Origin of the sequence: Pseudoalteromonas amylolytica (genome assembly GCF_001854605.1) — a bacterium.
Lineage (GTDB): Bacteria > Pseudomonadota > Gammaproteobacteria > Enterobacterales > Alteromonadaceae > Pseudoalteromonas > Pseudoalteromonas amylolytica.
This window is the reverse complement of sequence record NZ_MKJU01000030.1, coordinates 1-20926: the sequence shown is the minus strand read 5'-3', so window position 1 is coordinate 20926 and position 20926 is coordinate 1. Positions and strand designations below refer to the sequence as shown.

General features: G+C 43.7%; 18 protein-coding genes. 6 read left to right on the top strand and 12 right to left on the bottom strand.

The genetic code is table 11. The features are described 5' to 3' along the window. The first annotated feature begins 81 nt into the window (after positions 1 to 81). The gene (locus BET10_RS15960) at positions 82 to 975 is read left to right on the top strand and encodes a LysR family transcriptional regulator (RefSeq protein ID WP_083330581.1); all 894 of its coding nucleotides are present in this window, start codon (positions 82 to 84) and stop codon (positions 973 to 975) included. Positions 976 to 1009: 34 nt separating this feature from the next. On the opposite strand, the gene BET10_RS15955 is transcribed toward BET10_RS15960, so the two are convergent. The 4 genes from BET10_RS15955 to BET10_RS21525 all read right to left on the bottom strand — a co-directional run bounded on the left by BET10_RS15955 (position 1010) and on the right by BET10_RS21525 (position 5056). Then, entirely contained in the window at positions 1010 to 1702 is a 693-nt protein-coding gene (locus BET10_RS15955) for a response regulator (protein ID WP_070986590.1), read from the bottom strand. A gap of 13 nt (positions 1703 to 1715) precedes the next feature. Further along, positions 1716 to 3251 carry an ATP-binding protein gene (locus BET10_RS15950; protein WP_070986589.1) on the bottom strand — a complete coding sequence of 512 codons (1536 nt, stop codon included), beginning with the start codon at positions 3249 to 3251 and terminating at the stop codon, positions 1716 to 1718. 9 nt (positions 3252 to 3260) lie between these two features. Next, the gene (locus BET10_RS15945) at positions 3261 to 4772 is read right to left on the bottom strand and encodes a cytochrome-c peroxidase (RefSeq protein WP_070986588.1); all 1512 of its coding nucleotides are present in this window, start codon (positions 4770 to 4772) and stop codon (positions 3261 to 3263) included. 140 nt (positions 4773 to 4912) lie between these two features. Continuing rightward, positions 4913 to 5056, bottom strand: a complete 144-nt coding sequence (locus BET10_RS21525) for a hypothetical protein (RefSeq protein ID WP_170829167.1) — start codon at positions 5054 to 5056, stop codon at positions 4913 to 4915. Positions 5057 to 5152: 96 nt separating this feature from the next. On the opposite strand from BET10_RS21525, the gene BET10_RS15940 reads away from it, so the two are divergent. Then, a complete protein-coding gene (locus BET10_RS15940) occupies positions 5153 to 6040 on the top strand; it encodes a LysR substrate-binding domain-containing protein (RefSeq protein ID WP_070986587.1) in 888 nt (295 codons plus the stop codon). 9 nt (positions 6041 to 6049) lie between these two features. Here BET10_RS15940 and BET10_RS15935 read toward each other — a convergent pair whose 3' ends face one another. Next, positions 6050 to 6886 carry an SDR family NAD(P)-dependent oxidoreductase gene (locus BET10_RS15935; RefSeq protein ID WP_070986586.1) on the bottom strand — a complete coding sequence of 279 codons (837 nt, stop codon included), beginning with the start codon at positions 6884 to 6886 and terminating at the stop codon, positions 6050 to 6052. Between the two features lie 39 nt (positions 6887 to 6925). On the opposite strand from BET10_RS15935, the gene BET10_RS15930 reads away from it, so the two are divergent. Further along, positions 6926 to 7420, top strand: coding sequence for a hypothetical protein (locus BET10_RS15930; protein ID WP_083330580.1), 495 nt, complete (start codon positions 6926 to 6928; stop codon positions 7418 to 7420). Here the strand turns inward: BET10_RS15930 and BET10_RS15925 are convergent. The 4 genes from BET10_RS15925 to BET10_RS15910 all read right to left on the bottom strand — a co-directional run bounded on the left by BET10_RS15925 (position 7391) and on the right by BET10_RS15910 (position 13791). Next, positions 7391 to 8494, bottom strand: coding sequence for a GNAT family N-acetyltransferase/peptidase C39 family protein (locus BET10_RS15925; RefSeq protein WP_070986585.1), 1104 nt, complete (start codon positions 8492 to 8494; stop codon positions 7391 to 7393). The genes BET10_RS15930 and BET10_RS15925 overlap by 30 nt on opposite strands. Beyond that, complete coding sequence (locus BET10_RS15920; protein WP_070986584.1) at positions 8487 to 9917, bottom strand: RimK family protein; 1431 nt, start codon at positions 9915 to 9917, stop codon at positions 8487 to 8489. The genes BET10_RS15925 and BET10_RS15920 overlap by 8 nt, the downstream gene beginning before the upstream one ends. Before the next feature lie 237 nt (positions 9918 to 10154). Further along, entirely contained in the window at positions 10155 to 11399 is a 1245-nt protein-coding gene (locus BET10_RS15915) for a sensor histidine kinase (RefSeq protein WP_070986583.1), read from the bottom strand. Then, the gene (locus BET10_RS15910; RefSeq protein WP_070986582.1) at positions 11392 to 13791 is read right to left on the bottom strand and encodes a response regulator; all 2400 of its coding nucleotides are present in this window, start codon (positions 13789 to 13791) and stop codon (positions 11392 to 11394) included. The genes BET10_RS15915 and BET10_RS15910 overlap by 8 nt, the downstream gene beginning before the upstream one ends. Positions 13792 to 14049: 258 nt before the next feature. On the opposite strand from BET10_RS15910, the gene BET10_RS15905 reads away from it, so the two are divergent. Continuing rightward, positions 14050 to 14751, top strand: a complete 702-nt coding sequence (locus BET10_RS15905; RefSeq protein ID WP_070986581.1) for a hypothetical protein — start codon at positions 14050 to 14052, stop codon at positions 14749 to 14751. An 8-nt stretch (positions 14752 to 14759) separates the two neighbouring features. On the opposite strand, the gene BET10_RS15900 is transcribed toward BET10_RS15905, so the two are convergent. Beyond that, positions 14760 to 15473: an SIR2 family NAD-dependent protein deacylase gene (locus tag BET10_RS15900; RefSeq protein WP_070986580.1), complete on the bottom strand. Its 714-nt coding sequence runs from the start codon at positions 15471 to 15473 to the stop codon at positions 14760 to 14762. Positions 15474 to 15484: 11 nt separating this feature from the next. Beyond that, positions 15485 to 16393 (bottom strand): DMT family transporter, encoded by a 909-nt coding sequence (locus BET10_RS15895; RefSeq protein WP_070986579.1) that lies wholly within the window; start codon positions 16391 to 16393, stop codon positions 15485 to 15487. Positions 16394 to 16738: 345 nt separating this feature from the next. Here BET10_RS15895 and BET10_RS15890 point away from each other — a divergent pair, with 345 nt between their 5' ends. Both BET10_RS15890 and BET10_RS15885 read left to right on the top strand, forming a co-directional pair. Further along, positions 16739 to 17107, top strand: coding sequence for a hypothetical protein (locus tag BET10_RS15890; RefSeq protein ID WP_070986578.1), 369 nt, complete (start codon positions 16739 to 16741; stop codon positions 17105 to 17107). A 126-nt stretch (positions 17108 to 17233) separates the two neighbouring features. Then, the gene (locus BET10_RS15885; protein WP_070986577.1) at positions 17234 to 17830 is read left to right on the top strand and encodes a porin family protein; all 597 of its coding nucleotides are present in this window, start codon (positions 17234 to 17236) and stop codon (positions 17828 to 17830) included. A 306-nt stretch (positions 17831 to 18136) separates the two neighbouring features. On the opposite strand, the gene BET10_RS15880 is transcribed toward BET10_RS15885, so the two are convergent. Then, positions 18137 to 20926 (bottom strand): TonB-dependent receptor (locus tag BET10_RS15880; protein ID WP_070983663.1); only part of this gene is annotated, 2790 nt, incomplete at its 5' end.

Below are 20926 nucleotides of genomic sequence, written 5' to 3'. Positions count from 1 at the left end.
ATTAAACCCAATAAAAACAGTTCTGACTAACGGATAATTTTGATATAACCTATAAGCATTACTGATAGGTTGGAGCAATTTTTGGACATTGATGCATTGAGAAGTTTTTTGGCGTTTGTTGAAACTGGCAGTTTTACCCGTGCCGCCAAACAAGTGAATCGCACACAATCAGCCATCAGCATGCAAATGAAAAAGCTAGAGCAAGACTTAAATAAATCATTGTTTCAAAAACAAGGTCGTTTACTTAATCTCTCTTACGATGGGCAAATATTTGCGCGCTACGCTAAACAACTATTGCAATTACACGATGAAACCTTGGCACAAATGAACGCTGTTAAGCCTAGCACGTTGCTTCGTCTAGGCTGCCCAGATGACTACGCTGAGTCTGTTTTACCTAAAGTTGTTCAATTACTTCATCAGCAATGGCCAAATCTAGATTTACAAATAACCTGTACACCCAGTAATAGAGTTAAAATTATGATCGATAGCGGCCATCTAGACTTAGCCATCATCACTCGCTCATCAGATTCTGAGGAAGGTTACTTGCTCGAATCAACTCAAGGCGTGTGGGTGTACAACCCCAAATGTGATGCGCACAACAAACAACCTTTGCCAATTGCTATTTTCCAGAGGGATTGCCGTTTTCATCAAGCTGCCATTGAAGGGTTACATAAACTCAATCGTGAGTTTACCATCATCGCTTGTAGTGGCAGTGCCAGTGCGCAACGCGGCATTGTGCGCAATGGTTTTGCGATTGGCGCGATGTCGGTATTGAGCAAAGGAAGCTTAAGCGTGCTTAGCGACAAAAGCCTGCCAATCTTACCCATTGCAGATGTGGTTTTGGTCAGAGCTAATAACCAACAAAACCCAGTATCGGACATTTTTTGCGCTAATATTGCGAAATGCTACACCAGCAATACTCACAACGCAATCCAAGACAACATCACCGACGTTAGCTTTCGAGTCGATATGTAACTCTTGCCAGCACTAAGCTGCTCAGCTCGCCTCGCTAATTATTCTGCGCTTCAAACTTGTAACCCGCTCCATAGATAGAGTGAATAAACTCATGCTCAGGTGCGATACTGTGCAGTTTTTTGCGAATTTTTTTGATATGACTGTCTATGGTTCGATCGCTGACAATATGGCTGTCTTCATAAATTTGATCCATCAGTGCATCTCGGCTATAAATGCGGCTCGGATGACCATACATTGCTTTGAGCAACATAAACTCGACATGTGTTAATGCCACTTTCGCACTTAAAAATGAGGCAAAAAGGGTTTCTTCATCCAATTTTAGTTTACTTTCCAACTCGGATATTTGCCCTTTTTGATTCAGCGCTACACGCCTCAGTATTGCTTTAACACGCGCAACGACCTCTTTGGGGCTATAGGGCTTACAAATATAATCATCTGCGCCAATTTCTAAGCCTAGCAATCTATCAACCTCTTCGACCCGAGCGGTGATCATCACAATAGGCACATTAGAATAGGCTCTAATTCGTTTGCAGATCTCAATACCATCCACATTGGGCAACATTAAGTCCAGTAGAATCAACGCAGGTTGCTGTTGTTTAAATGCTTCTTCTGCCAAAGCGCCATCAAGCACACAATGGCTAGTAAACTCTTCCTGCGCCAGGTATTTAGCTAGAATATCGGCCAGTTTTGGCTCGTCTTCTACAATTAAAATATGTTTGTTTGCCACACATTGTGTCCACTTAATGCCTCAATGTGATCATAATAGCGAGACCGCCCTGTTCACTCAAGTCTGCACTGATTTGACCATTGTGTGCCGACACAATACTTTGGCAAATAGCCAGCCCTAAACCCGAGCCACCAGCCTCACGACTGCGCGCCCCTTCCACACGATATAACCTGTCAAACAGCTTCTCAAGTTGACCGGAAGATACGCCTGGCGCACTATCTTGCCAGCATATTTTTGTTTCACCATTATGCTGAGTGACCCTAACGTCTAGCGTTCCGGGGTGTTGTAATGACGAGTCAGTATAGCGCAAGGTGTTTTGCAATAAGTTATCAAACAGTTGTCCTAAGCGTTGTTCATCGCAATCAAGAGCCAAGTCTTCATTACATTGGAATGAGCATACTAGGTGCTTGGTATCTATTTGATGGCGACTTTTCGCAAATGTACGCGACAGAATATCGTGTAAATTGTGTGTCGCCATATGATAAGTTAGTGCGCCACGATCGGATAACGATAATTGGTGTAAGTCATCCACCAACCGAGTCAGCCTTTGGATTTCTTCATGTAGCGACATTAATTGCTCGGGTGTACTGTCAATAATGCCATCAATCATCGCTTCCAACTCGGCACGAATAACCGCGATTGGTGTACGCAATTCATGGGAAATATCTGCTATCCATTGTTGTCTGGCCACTTGATTTTGCGCCAAGGTATCTGCCAAACGGTTCATATCTCGCGCTAACAGACCGAGTTCATCTTTGCTGCTGATATCAACTTGGGCACTGTAGTCCCCTTGAGTCAGCACCTTCGCGTTACGCCTTAATTGTACAATAGGTTTGACCATATATTTACTAAATGGCACAGCCAATACCACAGTAACTAACAAAGCAATCAACGCGATTATAATAAACTGCTGTTGCTGTTGCTTTGCAAAAAGCAGATCAAACTCGTTGCGGATCAACGCACTGCCCTCTACGCCCAAATAGGCAATCACTTGCTCCTGTTTGGGGTCATTTAGATGATCAGTTTTGTAAACTGGGAACCAAAACGTGTTTTTGGTATTTTCCGCACTGCCCATCAATAATTGACCATCAGCGTCTTTGAGTAACAAACGACGGTTTCCCGCCCTAGGTGGCGGTGGGCGGTGCTCTGATCGACGGCTAAACTCTTCATCAGCACGTGGTCTCGGACCATGCCCTTCATCGTGACGACGTGGCCTAGGAGGGCGAGTTTCTTTCCTTGGTGGTGGAGGCCGCCGTCCTTCATGGCTCTCAAAGCCATCTCCAGAGAGCCTTGATTGCTCATAATAAAAACGCACAAGGCTTTCCCAATCGTCTGACCCTCGATAAACCCATGCAAGGGAGCCATGCTTTTCATAAGTTTGCGCAACTTTGGCTATCACTTCCTGTAGCTGCACTCTAGAGGTATTTTCGATGTATGTAGAAAAACTTTTTTCAAACGCAAGTTTGTTTGCTGCATAAATAGCTAATACCAAAGCGGTATTAGCTATCAAAATAAGTAACAACAGTTTGACACGAATGGTCAGTTTCATAATGTTTGGTTATCCGCCCGTTCTGCGCGGCGCACGCAAGCGCAAATTGTCAGGGTCTGGTGTATGACGATTTGGGATCCAACGTCTCACACACTCCCTGTCTTTGGCACACTTGTCTGTTAGCGCATGTAAAAATGCGACTAAGTCTTGCTGCTGTTGTGGCGCTAAATTTGCCGCCACAAATGGCGAAGTGCGCAACAAGCTCAAGGCCGCATCGGTGTTCTCTCTTGAGTGTTGATTGAGTGTCTCACACTGTGCGCTCAAGGCAAACTGCTTTAACCCACAAGCGCCACCACTTTGGAAAAATTGCTCCACGGTTTGCTCGGGGTTCGAATAATGACTAACCACCTGCGCTAGGCTTTCATATGCTCCAGCATGGCTATAGGGTGCAGTCAAAGCAACATTGATCAAGCTCGGTACTCGAAATGCAAACTGGTTGCGAGGCTGAGGATCAATGGCTGCACGACCGATGTCAGCATGGTTTTCATCAGTACCAATACCATATTGCGGAAATGCTAAATTGAAAAAGCCGTCGTTGGTAAATCTTTCACCGCTGTGACAATTTACACATCCAGCGCCCCCATCGGAGATCTGAGTGAAAAATAACTTAGCACCTTGCTTTTGTTGCTCTGTCAACGCGTTTAAGTCTCCTCGCACATAACGATGCCAATCCGTATCAACCATTACAAATGAAGACTGGTACTGTCCCAACGCAAAAGCAATATTATCAAATGTGATCAGCGATTGTGCATCGTCCTGTGAATTGAATGCTTCGCGAAATGCTTGTAACCAATCGTTAGTCGGGAGGCTCCCCTGCTCAGAGCCGTAATCACCAATACGCTCGGCTAGATGAGCACGCACTTGATCATTGGTGGTTGCCGTCTCAAAGGCTTGGCCTCGCATTTCTTCTCGTGATGTGACAGGAAAACGTGCCAAGGTGCTCACCAAAGTATTACCCGCCTGTTCGTCCGGTTGATTAAAACCAGAATCAGGCGTACTGATAAAGCTAATTTCATTACCTTGTTCATCGGTGGTAACAACACGCTCCACACGGCCATCCCAAAATAAAGCATGTGAGGCAAACCCACTGTTAAAAATCGTCGGTGAGTTGCGTGGAATATTTATCTCATCATTGATAGCCTGACGACCGGGGCCTACAACATCACTGTCAACCGCATTCGTGCCAATTGGCAATGACAGCCCATCCGCACCACCTAGTCGAGGGTCATGACAACTGGCGCATGCTACTGTCTTTTCACCACCGAGTGCCTTGGTAAAAAACAGCTGCATGCCTAACTGTGCAATAGGATCTGAAATTCTGGGCAGCTGCTGCGCCCCCTCAACACGCCCCGTTAGGCCATGCTGTGCTGCCAAGGCTGAAAGCTCTAGGTCTAATGGCGATGCGATTTGTTGCTGCCTTGGTGGATGCTTAGGCTTTGGCTTAGCTTCCAATGCTGATACTTGTAATGCGCTCAAAACTGCTGTCAGCACTATTACCCGTGCAAACTTTACGTTGTTCATAGTGTCACTCCAAACCTTAATATGATTCCAGTGAAACATTGGCAAGTAAAAGTGCACCAAATGTGAAAGCTTGAATTTATTTTAACCAAGCCACATCCATGGAAACTTCAGCCTTACAGCTGATAAATTTCAACTAATAATTATTTTGTCTTTATCGCTTGGCCAAGTTGTAATTTCTGAGCAATTAAAGTTAACAATGGCATCAGTTGTTTATGTTTAACTTGCTCTACATTGTTCGCTGAACCTGCGCTCCTTTCATGTTCTTTATGTGATTCCTGAGTCATATTGCTATTTCCTGTGATTATCAAACCATGTCATTATTGACAAAAAAGAACATTCTCTCGAACGATGATTTTTAACATCAACTATAAGATTAGCTTATGTATAAAGAATTAAATCATTTTACTGCACTGCGTTATGTAGAAGCGGCTGCGCGCCACCAAAGTTATAGTTTAGCTGCCCAAGAGCTGTACGTGACACAAGCCGCAGTAAGCCAGCAAATTAGACTGTTAGAATCACATCTTGGCCGAAAGCTGTTTTATCGACAGGGTCGTGCCATGCAACCGACTTCACAAGGAAAGCAACTTGCACAAGCTCTTTCTGATAGCTTTGAAAGTATTGCTGCCAGCGTAAAGCAGATAAGTTGTGAGCCTTTGGAGGGAGTACTCACGGTCACCACAACCCAATCGTTCGCCTCGATGATCTTAATCCCCAATATGTGGCGCTTTGCGCAAGCCTACCCCCACATTGCCGTTCGTGTACTTGTTTCACCCGCTGTTGAAGATATCCGCCATACCGAAGTAGATGTCGCTATTCGCTATGGTCATTCGCAATTTCCCGGCCTGGAACAGGAGGTTATCCTAGAGGAACAATTGGTTCCTCTTTGCTCCCCCACCTTCGCCCAACAAGCCAAGCTGAACGATATAGCCAACATGGCGCATTGTCAGTTGGTGTATTACACCTACAATGACTATTGGCAAAATTGGTTTAATAAAGCGGGTATTTCACGTTGTAGTGACAACAGTCAGTGGTTAGAAGTCAGCAACATGGATTTTGCGTTAGGGGCAGTAATAACAGGACATGGAGTATGTTTGGGCTCGCCAATGCAAGCCAAGCATTATCTAGAACAAGGCTTGCTAGTACAACCTTTCGACATCAGTTGCGAACCCAGCGTACGTTACAGCTTTCTATTCAATCCAGACTCACCACGCAGAGAAAGAATTTCAGAATTTAGAAACTGGCTAGTAGATTTATTGAACAAACCATGAATTCAGGTCTTATTTGCGCTGCATTTGGCGATACTTCGCTTTGTTCTTGGCACCAATGCGATAAAGTAACCCTCTGACACTACGGCGAAAACGAGGAAATAGATAACTGAATGTTGCCAGTTTACCACTGGCTTTTGGCATGGCTATCTCTGTTTTATCGGATTGGCTCAATCGGACGACCGCATCAGCAACTTGCTCAGCACTGCTCATGGGCTGTGAATAAACAATGTCTTCAACTTGATCAATTTCATCCATAATAAAACCCGTGTCGATTGGGCCTGGAGACACCACTGCAATATTTGTATGCTGACTAGCAAACTCGTCATGTAAGGCATACGTGAAAGCCCTTAGACCTGCTTTAGTACCACTGTATGTGGCCGCCCCCTGTAACGGTGTAAGTCCAGCAAGCGAGCCAACCATCACCACTGCATTGGGCCCATCCGCTTGCATATGTTCTAGGACAAGCGACGTTAATACTAATGGTGCTCGTAAGTTAACATCAACCATCGCAGCCACTTGCTGAGCATGCAACTTGCAAAACTCACCACGATGATGCAGCCCAGCGTTATTGACCAATACATTGATGTTGTTAAACTGCTCGACGGTTTGCGCGATAATACGCTCGCAATCTCCTAATGAGGCAACATCTGCTTGAACGAGCAAAACTTGACAATTTGTATAGCTGGCTAATTGCATTTTTACCTGTTCAAGAGGCGCTAAGTTCCTTGCCACCAGCACCAGATTCACTCCTTGTGGGTAAGCGTTTGCGTAAGCATGAGCACAGGCCGCACCGACCCCTTTAGAAGCACCGGTGATAAGAATGGTTGGGTATGTATATTCTGTCATTGTGATTAATCTTTGTTATCCGTACTATAGCCACTATACATGTACAAGTTACAACCAGAAAGGGCCTATGGTTTGCCAAAGTTAGTTAAGTACTGTCTGCTATTTTGCGCCGCTATGGCAACCATCACCGCTTTGGCGCACCTCAGTTGTATATATTTAGGCGAGCAATGTTATCGCTCACAGCTCGCTCCTCCAGTCATTATTGAGTCTGCAATACAAGGGACATGGCTTGCGCCGGTGGCGAGTGTTTTTATATCTTTATTATTTTTACTATGTGGCATTTATGCACTCGCTGGTGCAAACATCATTCGGGCCATACCATTACAAAGGCTGGCTTTACTCACGTTAGCAATACTTTGTACCTTAAGGGGGCTGGCAGCTGTGCCATTGAGTGTCATCTATTGGCAACAAACCACGGGGTTTTCACTACTGGCAAGCTTGCTTTGGTTTTTATGCGGATGTGGGTTTGCTGTAGGCTGGTACTATACTCGACCAGCCACAGAATTACATTGCAATCGCGATGGACGATCGTAAACGGTTTTTACCAAACGTGGCCATTTTGTTGAATTCTTCAAGGCCAATGGGGACGTGTTGACAGTCAATGGACTGCTGAGATGAGTCCAATTCGGGGTCGTGCACGTATACACAATGATCATCGATTGCTGTCACGCACACCCAATGTGGTGCCTTTTTTCCATCTAAACGATAGGTGCTAATTAACATCAGTACCCTATGGTTGCACTTCAGTAGCTTATGCAGCTGCTCTAACTCCAAAGGTTTATCATTAAGCTGACAACCCAGAGCATCTGCCTGTGACACAAATTCTTGATGGACAACGCTCATCACTTGTTTTTTATCATCACTTCTCACTCCCTCCAAAAACAGTGGGGTCAGCTGAGTTAAGAATACCTGGGCATTAAAACCTCTGTTAATGGCCGACAACGCCAAACCAATTGGATGGCAACCACCATGACCACTGGTCATAAAGATAGTGGTTGCTTCGCGCCAAATCGCCAACTCTTGCACTTGTGTTAGAGGCTGCTCAGAGTCAAGACTGTGCATCGCCATCATCAATGCAGCAGGGCCACAGGTAAAATCTGTGGTCTGTTTGTACCAAGGCACCTGTAGCTGTATGCCCTTACCGTCAAATCTGGCCACCCGCTTTTGCATACGTAACGCTTCGCTACCATCTCCATAATAATCGCTATAGGCACCAAACACTTGATAGCCCAGACTTTTATACAGTGATATTGCGGCTTTATTTAAAGCCGACACTTCTAATCGTAGATATGCTCGGCCACGGCGTTGTGTAAGCAACTCAAGTTCACTAAGCAACAGCTGTGCAATCCCTTGACCACGATAAGCTGGCAACACTGCCAGTGAATACAGTCGAGCCAAGCGCGTGCCCTTTAAACACCACACCAGTGCGTAGGCGACGACCGCATCATCACAACATGCGACTAAAAATAAGCCATGCTTAGCGCCTACCCAGTGCCTTAAACTACGCACACTCAACCTATCGTTACTAAAACAACTTTGCTCTATTTTAGCCAGTTGCGCTAAATCGTCTGAATTGGCAAAACGCAGCGTAACCGCGTTGCTATTCATATTTCCCTCTCGCCTCTAAGCGCCTAACAAATTCTGCCATGATCAGCATATACAACTCATTGCCTAAATAGGCATCCTCTACTTTATGATCTATGCTTGGGTTGTCATTCACCTCAATAACATAGGCCTTGCCATTTACTTCTTTAATATCAACCCCATATAAACCATTACCAATGACCTTACAAGCCTTTAGTGCAGCGGATAGTACCGCTCTTGGCACTTCAAAGGTCGGCAGTGTTTCAAAGCCACCAGAACTAAAGCGTTTCGAATCGTGGTTATATATTTGCCAGTGATTTCTAGCCATGTGGTAGCGACAAGCATAAATTGCCCGACCATTAAGTACCCCAATACGCCAGTCAAAATCGGTATATAAATACTCTTGCACAAGTACCAGCGCACTCTCTGCCAATAGCTCTTCCAATCGCTCTATAAGCTGTTGGCGCTCTTTAACTTTGTAAACACCACGAGAAAATGAGCCTTCTGGCATCTTTAACACCATGGGGTAACTAAATAGCTGCTCTAACTGCATGAGAGTGTGCTCGCTCGCATCACTGACAACCTGAGTCTTCAATGTCGGTACTTTGTTGTAACTAAACGCATCATGCAAATACACTTTGTTGCAGCAACGTAAAATGGATGTTGCATCATCCATCACCACCACACCTGCACCCTCCGCCTTACTCGCTAGCCGATAAGTTACATGATCAATGGCGGTTGTTTGGCGAATAAATAACGCGTCATATTGATTGATATCATCAAGGGTGTGAATGGTTTTCACCTGTGCATGAATGCCATTTTTACGAGCCGCTTTCACAAACTTAGCAATCGCATCGTCATCACTTGGCGGTGAAGGCTCTTGTGGGTCAACCAAAATCGCCATTTCCCAACGAGCATGTTGCTGCTTATTACCGAGTCGCCAAACAGATTCACTCAACTTCGCCATCGCGCTAAATAAGTATGATTTTTGCGCTTCATCTAACTGAGTGATTGAGCCTTGCTCCACAATCAGACGATTTTCAGTCATTAAACGAATACATAATAACGGTGCCGCAAAACGCTTGTACAAAGTCGCGGCCACAACCTCTAATGCTACAACGTCAGTTTGTCCAAAAAACACCCACTGGGGTTTTTGTTCAAGCGCTTTTCGCTGAGCTGCCGTTAAAGAAAAGTCTAAATGTTCCGTGCGCAATGCATTAATGGTTTTCACCGTCGGCAACACGACATGCTTACGCGCTTCCGCCAACAGTGAACAATAATAGCCCTTGCTCAAATATTGCCCAGTATCACAAAGATTGATGATGCGTGTTTTCGGTTCATCACGCTTTGGGTAATCTTGCAGGTATTGTTCAAAACTTAGCACATTGGCTAAACCAAACTCAGCTGCGGTTTGCTCAGATTCAACCACAATCAAAGTTTTTAACATGATAATTCCTAATCATTAGAGTCATTAATCGTGACGTATCTATTACGCTTTGTTGACACATCACAGCATCGTGCAACTAAGCACTGCGCGATTTATAAAACTAAAATACCCCACTGACTAGTGAGTTATTTTTATCTACACGATGAGAATCTTTAGGAGTGAGTGCTTAAAGCTTTTACTACCTAATTGCTACTTCTGTGGGCTACGTCAGTAACCAAACAAAAAATATGACTCTAGCTAACTTTGTTCATTCACAGCCATGTGTTGAGGTAAGGTGATACAAAAATGCGTTCCTTTTCCAATTTGGCTGCTGACCTCTATATGACCCTGCAAGCTCTTCTCTACCAAGTTTTTCACTATATATAATCCAAGTCCGCTACCACCTTGGCCAATGCGAGTGGAAAAGTATTTATCAAATATCTTATTTAGCCTATCAGTGTCCATGCCTCGTCCATCATCTTTAATGCTTAACGTAATTTGTTGGTTTTGATGACTCACATCGATATAAATGTGACCCGCAGTGCTTTGCGAAAATGCGTGAATGAGGGCATTGTTAATCAGGTTAATCAATATTTGTGACAGCGCCCCAGCGTCAGATGTGATCTGTAAAGCCGTTGGACAAGTAATTTGTACCTCATGGGGTAAGCGTTTGAGTTTGGGGTGTAGAACTCTTTGAATATCATATAAATAATCTAATAAATTAAACTCTGTGATGGCACCGCTAAACTCTCCCACGACAATATGCTTAAAACTGTTTATAAGATTCATTGCGTTACTTAAGTTTGAAAGTACAATGTCATAGCTTTGCGCTGAATTATCAATAAATGCCTGTAAATCACTCTTAGCCAAGGTTTGCTGTTGAACTTTCTGGTTTAACTCCCGCTGCTTATCATCCAAATGTGTGATTGCTGTGCTTATCACACTGAGCGGTGTACCAAGCTCGTGCGTGAGCTCCCCCACCAGCTCACCTAAATGGCTAAATTGCTGAGATGCCTCAAGCTGTTGTTCTTTGAGTTTAGATAATTTCTCAAGCTCTAGTGTTTTATCGCGAAGTGTGGAAATCAACTCATCTCGTAAGTTTATCAGCGCCTGTAACTGCAAATGGGTTGACACCCGCGCTAACAATTCTTCCTGTCGAATCGGTTTGGTGACATAATCGACCGCCCCCACATTAAACGCCTCTACAATATCGCTTAATTCAGCTTTACCGGTAACAAAAATCACGGGCACATCTTTAACCTTGTCAAGCGACTTGAGTCGTCTACAGGTCTCAAACCCGTCAATCCCCGGCATCATCACGTCTAGTAATATTAGGTGTGGTAAAAAAATAGTGGCGATATTAATAGCCTCTTTACCTGAGGTAGCAAAAGCGACTTCATATCCCTGCGCTTCTAAAAAACCCGTAAGCAGTTCTAGGTTTTCAGCTTTATCATCGACTATCAATATCTTGCAATTGTTGAGAGACGCCAAATCATCATTCATCTTGCACCTCGTCCAGTGCGGCGATCAACCCCGCCATATCAAACTTACTTATAAAGTTAGCTAAATATTGAGTAAGTTGCTTGTTATTTGGTTGCTGTTGCTCTATTTCCTGCAATATTTGTTTAATTTTCGAGGTGCCATTGATCTGTGCGCACGACAGCAACTGCGCTCGTTGAGCTTTTGGTAAGGTAAAGTCAGATAGCTCTATACTCTTAACCTGCTGATTAGCTTGTGCCTGTGCACTATCAAGCTCACTTGACTCAAAGTGTTCAGGAAAAAAGCGCACAAGCGAGTCAAATATCTGCTCTATGGTATAAGGCTTGCCAATAAATTCGTCAAAACCAATGCTTAAGTAATGCTGTACCTCGTGATGCAAACTAAACGCAGAAATGGCTACGCATTTTAAATCGCTGAGCTTTAGATCATTGCGAATGATTTGCACTGCTTCATCACCCCGCATTACTGGCATCAACAAATCTAGGAAAACAATATCAAATGGCTGATGTTTTATTTTCTCAAGCGCCTGGCTGCCGTCTTCAGCATATTCAACCTCAATACCACAGGACAGTAACGTTTGGCCTAATATTTCTCGATTATAGGCAACATCATCCACACACAGTGCACGCAGTTTTTTACCAGCGCGCAATGACAGCTGAGTGAGCTCTGTTGTTTTTCGCTGGTTGATATCCATTTTAGCGGGTGGCAGTTGGATACTAAAAGAAAAACAGCTTCCCTCACCTTGTTCAGAGGATACGTTAAGCTTACCGCCCAGAAGCGCTACCTGCTTGCTCGAAATACACAGCCCAAGCCCAGTTCCACCTTTTTCCACACCCGCACTGCCCTGTGTGAAGCTGGTGAATAAATTACTCAACTCCTGCTTAGATATACCCGGTCCGGTGTCGTGTACTTCAAAATGATAGATGTCATCATCGCTTTGTGAATGTACCAACCTAACTTCGCCGCTATCTGTAAATTTAACTGCATTTCCTAATAAGTTGATCAATATTTGTCGTAGCTTTCCCTGATCACCGTGTACAGCAATTTTGCCATGAACATTATTTTCCAAACGCCATGCCAATTGCTTTTGCTCACATTTGAGCTTAAACATGCTACTGAGGTCTTCAAGTAAGCCACTGAGTTCAAAATCACCGGAGTTGAGTTGCATAGACCCCGCTTCAATCTTCGAAATATCCAGTACATCATTAATAATATCAAGGAGGTGATGCCCTGCCCTGATGATTTTGCTCATCGTTTGCTTGTGGCTTTGAGACAAATCCTTTGCTCTTTCCATAAGCTGAGCAAACCCTAAAATAGCATTCAGTGGTGTACGTATCTCATGGCTCATATTGGATAAAAACATAGACTTTGCTAGATTTGCCTGCTCCGCCCGCTCTCTTGCTTTGGTCAGCTCGGCCGTGCGCTCGGCAACTTGATTTTCTAAATCAGTATTGCTATCGCTCAACCTAAGCTGCAATTTGGCATTGCGCCACGCTATTTCTATATTTTGCCCGAGGTTTAGCAGTAATAGCTCTTCTTGTTCATCAATGGTATTAAGGTACTGGGCGACGGCAAATACAGGCACACCATCTTGCCTGTCCCCCGCATATAAAATCGCAAAGTTCTCCATGACCACACTGCGGTAAAAATGTGTGTCGAAACTACCAATAAATACATCTAGTATATGTTTTGGAATTTCTAACAACTCTCCTTGTGGTAACACCACATCCAATTTGTCTGCTTGGACATCTAGTTGTACGATAAACACAGTGACGGGGCTAGGTTCAAACTGTTGGCTTAAAGGCAGAGTTTCCACGATAGATTGAAATGCTTTGACTTCAAATTCAACCAGTTCACAGTCCCCAAGCAATGAATTAGTACAGCGAATGATTTTGTCTAACCCCGACTGTACATGTTCCGCCTTTTCTAAGTGCTGATAGGTGCGCAGGGCAACTATCACTGCGGCTTTGAGTTTACTGCTGGTTAGTTCTGTTTTGGTCTTATAATCATTGATATCATAATCTCGGGTGATGTCAGACTCTGGCGCCATACCCGGCTGGCCAGTTCGTAAAATGATCCTGACCTTGGCATTTTGGGCACTTTGGCGTACATACTTGGCAAAGTCCAACCCCGCTTCGGCGGTTTCCATCACAACATCAAGTAAAATCAGCGCGATATCGTCATGTTCATTCAATACTTCTTTGGCCTGCTGACCACTGTAGGCATGTAGGAATGTAATACCACGACCATCAAACTTCATTTGTGCCAAAACTAGCTTCGATATTTGGTGAATATCCTCCTCATCATCCACTATCAGCACTTTCCATGGGGGTTTTACGACAATGTCTTCAGGCTCTTCTTCACCGCTAAATAAAATTGAATCATCATCAAACATATGACTACTCTTTGGGCGATCCAAGCTTTAAGTGTAGTGAACAAATGAGAAAAGCGAATAGTTTTATTCCAAACAGCATATCGTTACAAAATACTTAAAGAACAAACATCGTGGTTTTTATCTTTGCGCACTGAGTTTTTGTAGAACACGCGTTATGCCTCAAGCAATACATCAACCACAAGAGCGTTTATAAGTCTCCCTTTTTAAAACATTTTATTCTACACTGAAGCTAACGAATCATAGTGCGGTGACAATAGAATGGGTCAGCAAGAATCGGTTATAAAGTTGGTAGAACTCATCAAACATCAAGATGCGCAAGCACTCGTTGAGTTTTATCAGCAAAGCAACAGCAGTGATAACATTGCCCAACTCAAATACTTGTATCAACAGGCCCAGAGTGATCAGTCGCTTTATCAGTTTTTTCAAGATTTGGTTAGCACACTATTTGAAAAGAAGCCCATTCCCAAACCGCTGATTGCAGGTATTAACGATCTAGATAAGCTAACATTTTTTACACCTGCTCTAAGTGCCAGCGAAGGCTTTGATCAACAAAATGAACATGGTAATACCATACTACATGCACTGCTAGGGCATTCACACCCTACGCCACCACCTTTTAACTACATTCGTTCACTCATGCTGTTTGAGCGGAATGAATCTCTGGCGAAGGCACTGGCATGTAAAAACAATCAACAACTGATGCCGATGGAATGCTACTTAGCCTATAACCCCTGTTTTGACACACTGCCAGCCCATGAGCTGACCGCTGCGCTTGCTTTACTGGAGGCGCAAATCAAACAGCAAAACAGTCAGGCAAGTACTTTGGTGCAGATCTGTAAGCATTTGAAAAAAAGCACTAACTTTGCAAAATTAGACAGCAACAATCACCGTATTTTACTACTCGGGGCGGCGTTTGAATGCGCCAACGAAGAAGTAATGACCCTCGTGGGCTCACAATAAACACTTAGTTAGCGTTTAATATATTGTGATGCAGGCATCGCATAGTAGGTCACTTTATCGTACACGATGTGCGCCGGCTCAGGGTCAACCACCTCAACTTCAATTTGGTTATACCGGGCTATTTCAAGTGCTATTTGTGTGATATTGACACTAAAAGACGTGCCGATAAAAACGATTTTATCTGCTGCCATCATCATCTCTTGGGCACGACTGATATTATATAAATCGGTATAATACTCATCAAAGAGCAATACATAGGACTTGAGCGATTCATTGAGCTGAGGGCCAAATTGTCCAATTTTAAAAATATCCAATAGCGACGCTTTAAGGTTATTTTCATCCACCTCGTGCCAAGGTGCAGGCTCTAGTGATACAGGGTCACCTTGGTTGTGAAACAAAGTCACTTTATCTATGCGTCCGTGTACCGAGATATAATTCATATTTCCCGCTTTAGCGTCTAACCCATCAATGTTTTGAGTTATCAATGTTTTGTCAGCTAACCAAGCGTGCACCTCATTTGGGCCGTGATCACGATAAGTAACAAAGCGCTTATAGTACCAACTTAAAAACTCACCAGGGTTATGTTCATACATTGCTCGAGTAGCCATTTGCTTCGGTGTATAATTACGGCTACCGATAGTCCAAAATCCATCTTCTCCCCTAAAGGTGGGGATGCCACTTTGTGCGCTGACTCCCGCCCCAGTAATGTATAAAGTGTTCATATGCTTTTCATCTACCTATCGCTTTTGGCTTGATCACATTGCGGTGTGAACCATTTAAGCTGCTCACCAAATTGGAACAACGCCAAACTCGAAATAATAATTACCGCACCAAGCAGCAAGCTGCCAGTTATCACCTCATTATTGAGCCATGCTCCCAAAGCGATAGCAAACCCAGGTGTAATTAATGTCGTAAGCGCCACAGTGCTTGCGGGCAGTTTTTGCAAAACATGAAAGTAAGCTAAAAACCCAAGTAGTGAACCAACCACCCCCAAATATACAGTTGACCAAACCGACTTCATTTGCCATTGCTCAATCGCCAAGGTGCCATCAACAATCCACCATACAAGCGCAAACATAGGGGTTACAAATAACAATGCCCCGAAAGTCGTTGCCATTGGATGAATCGCAACTTTAACACGTTTAATAAGCACTCCGCTGAGACTAAAGCAACATACCGCCAAAAAAACTAAGCATAAGCCCATTGGCGCTAAGTCCAATTGCTGGATCTGTGCAGCACATATCAAGTACAAACCACACAGTGCCAGTAGCAAAGCAAATACTTTAATGGGTGTAAATTTAGCTTCACCGAGCAGCTTTTGAGCAAGCAATCCAGAAAGTATGGGGGCTATCCCGAATATTAGGGAGATCACACCTGATGGCACGGTTTGCGCAGCGATATAGCTCAACAGCATACCACCAAAAATACCTAAGGCTGAGTACATATAAAGCGTACAAGCACGTCGATGCCAAGGCACACGAATATTACCTATTGCAACAACCAGCCCAGCAAGTATTAGTGCAATCGACATACGCATTAAAACACTCAATGTTGGTGCAATTGTTTCACTGCTCCAAACGATCCCCAGTGGAGTCGTTGACCACACTAAGATCACAAACAAATAGGATGCCTGAACGGGCATAATCTATATCCTTGTCAGTTTGGACGATAAAAGGGAGAAAAACTTGGGGGCTAACCGCTTTTATCATCGCGGTTAGAAAAAATAATTAACCGCAGAGCACAAACACGCGCACAACAACGTTATTTCGTTGCCATGTTATCAGGTTTGTCAGATGCGTTAATTGAGTCATGAAAGTATAAGAATTCAAAAGAATAATGAATCTATAGTTGTATCAAATCAGGGAAATAAGTCAATTCAAAAAATGTACTAATCAACTTTTATTTTCTATGTCTACTGAAATGAACTGCTAGACAAAATCCCCCCATTCCTTACAATCCAAACTCAAATCTACAAGGTCAGGCATTCATGCAAGTATTCGCTTACATTTTACTCGCAGCGACAATCAAAACATCATTACTGGGGCTAGGTGTTGCTAGCTTAATAATTTCAATCTCAGCCCTGATATTGATCAAGTTTGCCTTTTTCAATATGCCTGCCTATCAACATAAGCATTTTGCTCGCGCGTTCAAAATAGCAACATTCACGCATTTGTCCGCTTATGGTTTGCTTATTGCCAAGTTCACACTCCTAGATGGCCTGCAAGACATACCAGCCTTTATCGCATCTCATTTGATAGTACATCACATCCTATGTGCTGGTATTGCTGGCGGTTTAACCTTATATGGGATAGGGATATTCTTAAATGCCAAAGCACATTCTTTGTATCTTAAATAGTCCAACTTAATACAGCTCTTTACATTTTCTGACACACTCCCACAGCCCCTCACAAACCCACAACAGACTCTCACAAGCCTTATCTCTACACTGCTTTGTAACTTAAACAAACAGGAATTGTAAAATATGAAAACACATTCGATTATCTCTCTTGCGCTACTTAGTGCAATCAGCTTTACCACCCAAGCAAAACAACATAACGAAACCCATCGTATCGGTGCCCAGTTACAAGGGGGCGCTGCAGAGTATAAAAGCTCAAGTCAGGATGGTGATGGTGTTGGTTCGCTCTATGTTTATTACAACTACCAGTTTGATTCTATATGGGCCTTAGAATTGGGTCTAAATGGTGGTAGCGAGGCTGATGACTGGGACTGTAAAGACATCACCAATGATAAGTTTGTTTGTAACCGAAACGACAATCTGCTGTTTGAATTGGACGCCAATAAGTTGGATTACAATAACTTTGTCGTAGCCGCCAAAGGCCAATACAAAATAACCGACAATAGCCACTTTTACGGCAAACTAGGGGCACAGCTTTACGACTATGAAATCGCTCAAAATAGCAAAAAGCTCAAAGAAGATGACGGTATGGGACTGTTTGCCGAAGCTGGTTGGCAATACGACTGGGACAACGGGATTGCTTTAAATATTGGCTGGCAATATATGGATATGGGCGACTTAGATACCAGCTCACTTGCAGTAGGTATAAGCTATAGGTTCTAACCAAGAAACTATCGCCTAATAAATTTTTGGTGTTAAGCGCCTTATGGTGCATTACAAGCACCAACGCTTTCTAATTAGTTAGTCAGTGTATGCTGGCTAACAACCTATCCTCCCTAAGCTTTATCGACCTTATTCAATGTTTCTAGCATTGCTATTTTCTATAGCTCCTCGACAATATTAAACCACCAAGATGAACGAGTAACAAAAACTTAGTGTTTATTGAAAGTAGACTGTTGAATGCAGCACGCCCTCCACAAAAAACCCCACATAAAGTGGGGTTTCGAATTGTTATTACATCAAACTAACTTAGAAAGTGTAGTCAGCTTGAATGTAGAAAGTACGACCGTACGGGTCTGCGTAACGTGGATCGTAACCTACTTGGTGACCAGCAGCGGCATTTAGAGTAAATGGCGGCTCTTTGTCTAATAGGTTCTTAATACCGAATGTTACGTTTGCATTGTCGCCGTAAGCATATGACAAGCGGTAATCAACAGTGAAGTATACCGGAATGTGCTTCTGGATAAGGCTTCCATCAACTGTCTCGCTCAAGTCAGATCTGTAAACTGTGAAGTTTACATCAGCAGCTGCATCTGTGTAACCGCTACGAGCCTTGATGTTCAAGTCATGAGTGAAGTCACCGTGAGTGAATGAGTTGTTGATGTTGATGATGTTACGGAATGCAACTGCTTCATCTGGACCAACTTTACCTAGGCTTGAATCCCATACATTGTCTTCACCAACACGTAGGTTTTCAGACTCGATTAGGTAAGTACCCATGATACCAGTCTTCAACGTACCGAAAGATAGTTCGTTCGTTAAGTTGATGCTCCAGTCGATACCTGTAGTCGTTGACTTACCAACGTTATCCGCTGCTTGAACGATAGCTAGAACGTCTTTTTTCAAGCTCTCATCATACTTAGTCGTGAATAAGTGGTTATAAGTCGCTGGGTTGAAGAAGATTTGGTTCTGAGTTAGACGACGAACCTCGTTCTCCATGTCAATGTTCCAGTAGTCAACAGATACACTTGTACCTGTGTCACCAGCCCATACGAAACCGAATGTATACTGCTCAGAAGTTTCTGGCTTCAGTGCCGCGTTACCTTCACGGTATACGTCATACTGAAGTTTGTCTGAGTGACATGCTGATTTCAGTGGGTGACCTGATGCTAGTGGACAGTCGTAAGGTGCAGCTGTTACACCAAACTCTACACGAGGCTCAGCGATTTGACGCATGGTAGCCATCTTGAAGCCAGTACCCATTGAAGCACGTAGCAATAGCTCGTCTGTTGGGCGGTAAGATAGGCTCAACTTATAAGTTGTATCGTTTTCGCTATCGTTAACTGTTTTGTTGCCTTCACGAAGTGAATCAGTAACTTCACCGATGTTGTCGTAACGGATTGACCCCGTTACTTCAAGGTTTTCTAGAACTGGAACAATCAATTCTGCAAATGCACCGTAGTTTTCGCGCTCTAGGTCATACTCAGGAGATACTGACTCGTACAATACTACCTTGTCGTTGTTACCTTCGCCGTTAAAGCGAGAGTACTCAGATGTACGGTAATCAAAACCAACACCTAGGTATACGCTACCTGCGTCTAAATCAGCGATTGCACCTGAGATCTTACCATCAATTGAAGTCATTGAAGTTTCAGTCTTTTCCCAAAGACCGTTAAACATAGTTGCTGCTACCGCTGCATTTTCTTCATCAGTTAAATCTTCAGGCGCTGCGAAGATATCGATTTCACCAGAGTTAAGTAGAGCTAGAAACTCTTCTTGCTTAGGATAACCCGTTAGACGGTTTTGCTCACGCTCTGAGTCACCGCGAGTTACCGCTAGGTCATAATTCCACTCAGAGATTTCACCACGGATACCCGCTGTGATTTGGCTAGTTGTTGTATTCCACTCATCAGTACGGTTACCGCCTGGAAGTACACGCCAGCGAGCACTGATACCAACCATATCATCTAAAATAGCTTGCGGTGTATGAGGAATAACGTATTTTTGCGCTAGTTCTGAGTCAATAGCTAGAGGAATACCTGTTGGGTATGGCGCGATACGTGTGATCATTTCGAATTTTGACCATGAAGCATTCGCGTATACTTCAGTCGTATCATTTACAGTTGCAACACCTTGAACGAAGATATTGTCACGCTCAGACTCTGGTTGGATTTCCAAAGTACTTGTGTAGTCAAACTGACACGCACGTGCGCCAGACGGTGCACTTGTAGTGTGACAAGTATCGTTGTTGTTCAATTTGTACGGGTTGAATGAATAAGTGCTTCTGATGTTGTTACCATCTTCATCGAACATTAGTTCGCCGTTCTCATCACGTCTGTTATAGCTTACATACGCGTTACCAGGGATAGCACTTGAAGAACCAGCAACTGCTAGTAGGTCTTGACCTGAGTGTTCAAATTGAACGAAACCAGTTTTTGCAAAATCACGGTCAACAGAACGTAGGTTATCTTGCTCATCGCGGCTGTATGCAGCTGTGATGTTGAAACCATCAACACTCAAATCACCGAAACCAGTCGTGATTGAGAAGTTTGAGCTTGAAGTATCTTTTGGCTTGTCATAGCGAGCGCTGATAGTTGTGCTTTGTACGTCATCTTTAAGGATGAAGTTAACAACACCTGCGATAGCGTCAGAACCATATAGTGCAGATGCACCATCTTTTAGGATTTCAACGCGCTTAATAGCCGCTAGAGGAATTGAGTTAAGGTCGATTGTACCGCCTGAGTCAGCAGATACCATACGACGACCATTAAGAAGAACTAGCGTGTATTCAGAACCTAAGTTTCTTAGTGAAGCAGTTTGGATACCGCCACCGCCACCACCTACTGACTCACCAGCAGCTGTGAAACCCTGCATCGCAGGAAGGTTAGCGATTAGATCAGGAACACTTGTTACACCTGATTTTGCGATTGCTGACGCATCGATTACGTCTAGAGGTAATGCACCTTCTAAGTCAGTTCTTTTGATTGCAGAACCAGTAACTTCGATACGCTCTACTTTCTGTTCACCTTCGGCCGCGAACGTATTCGCAGAAAACGCAGCCGTAGAAGCAGCGCCAAACGCGATTGCTAAGCGAACCGC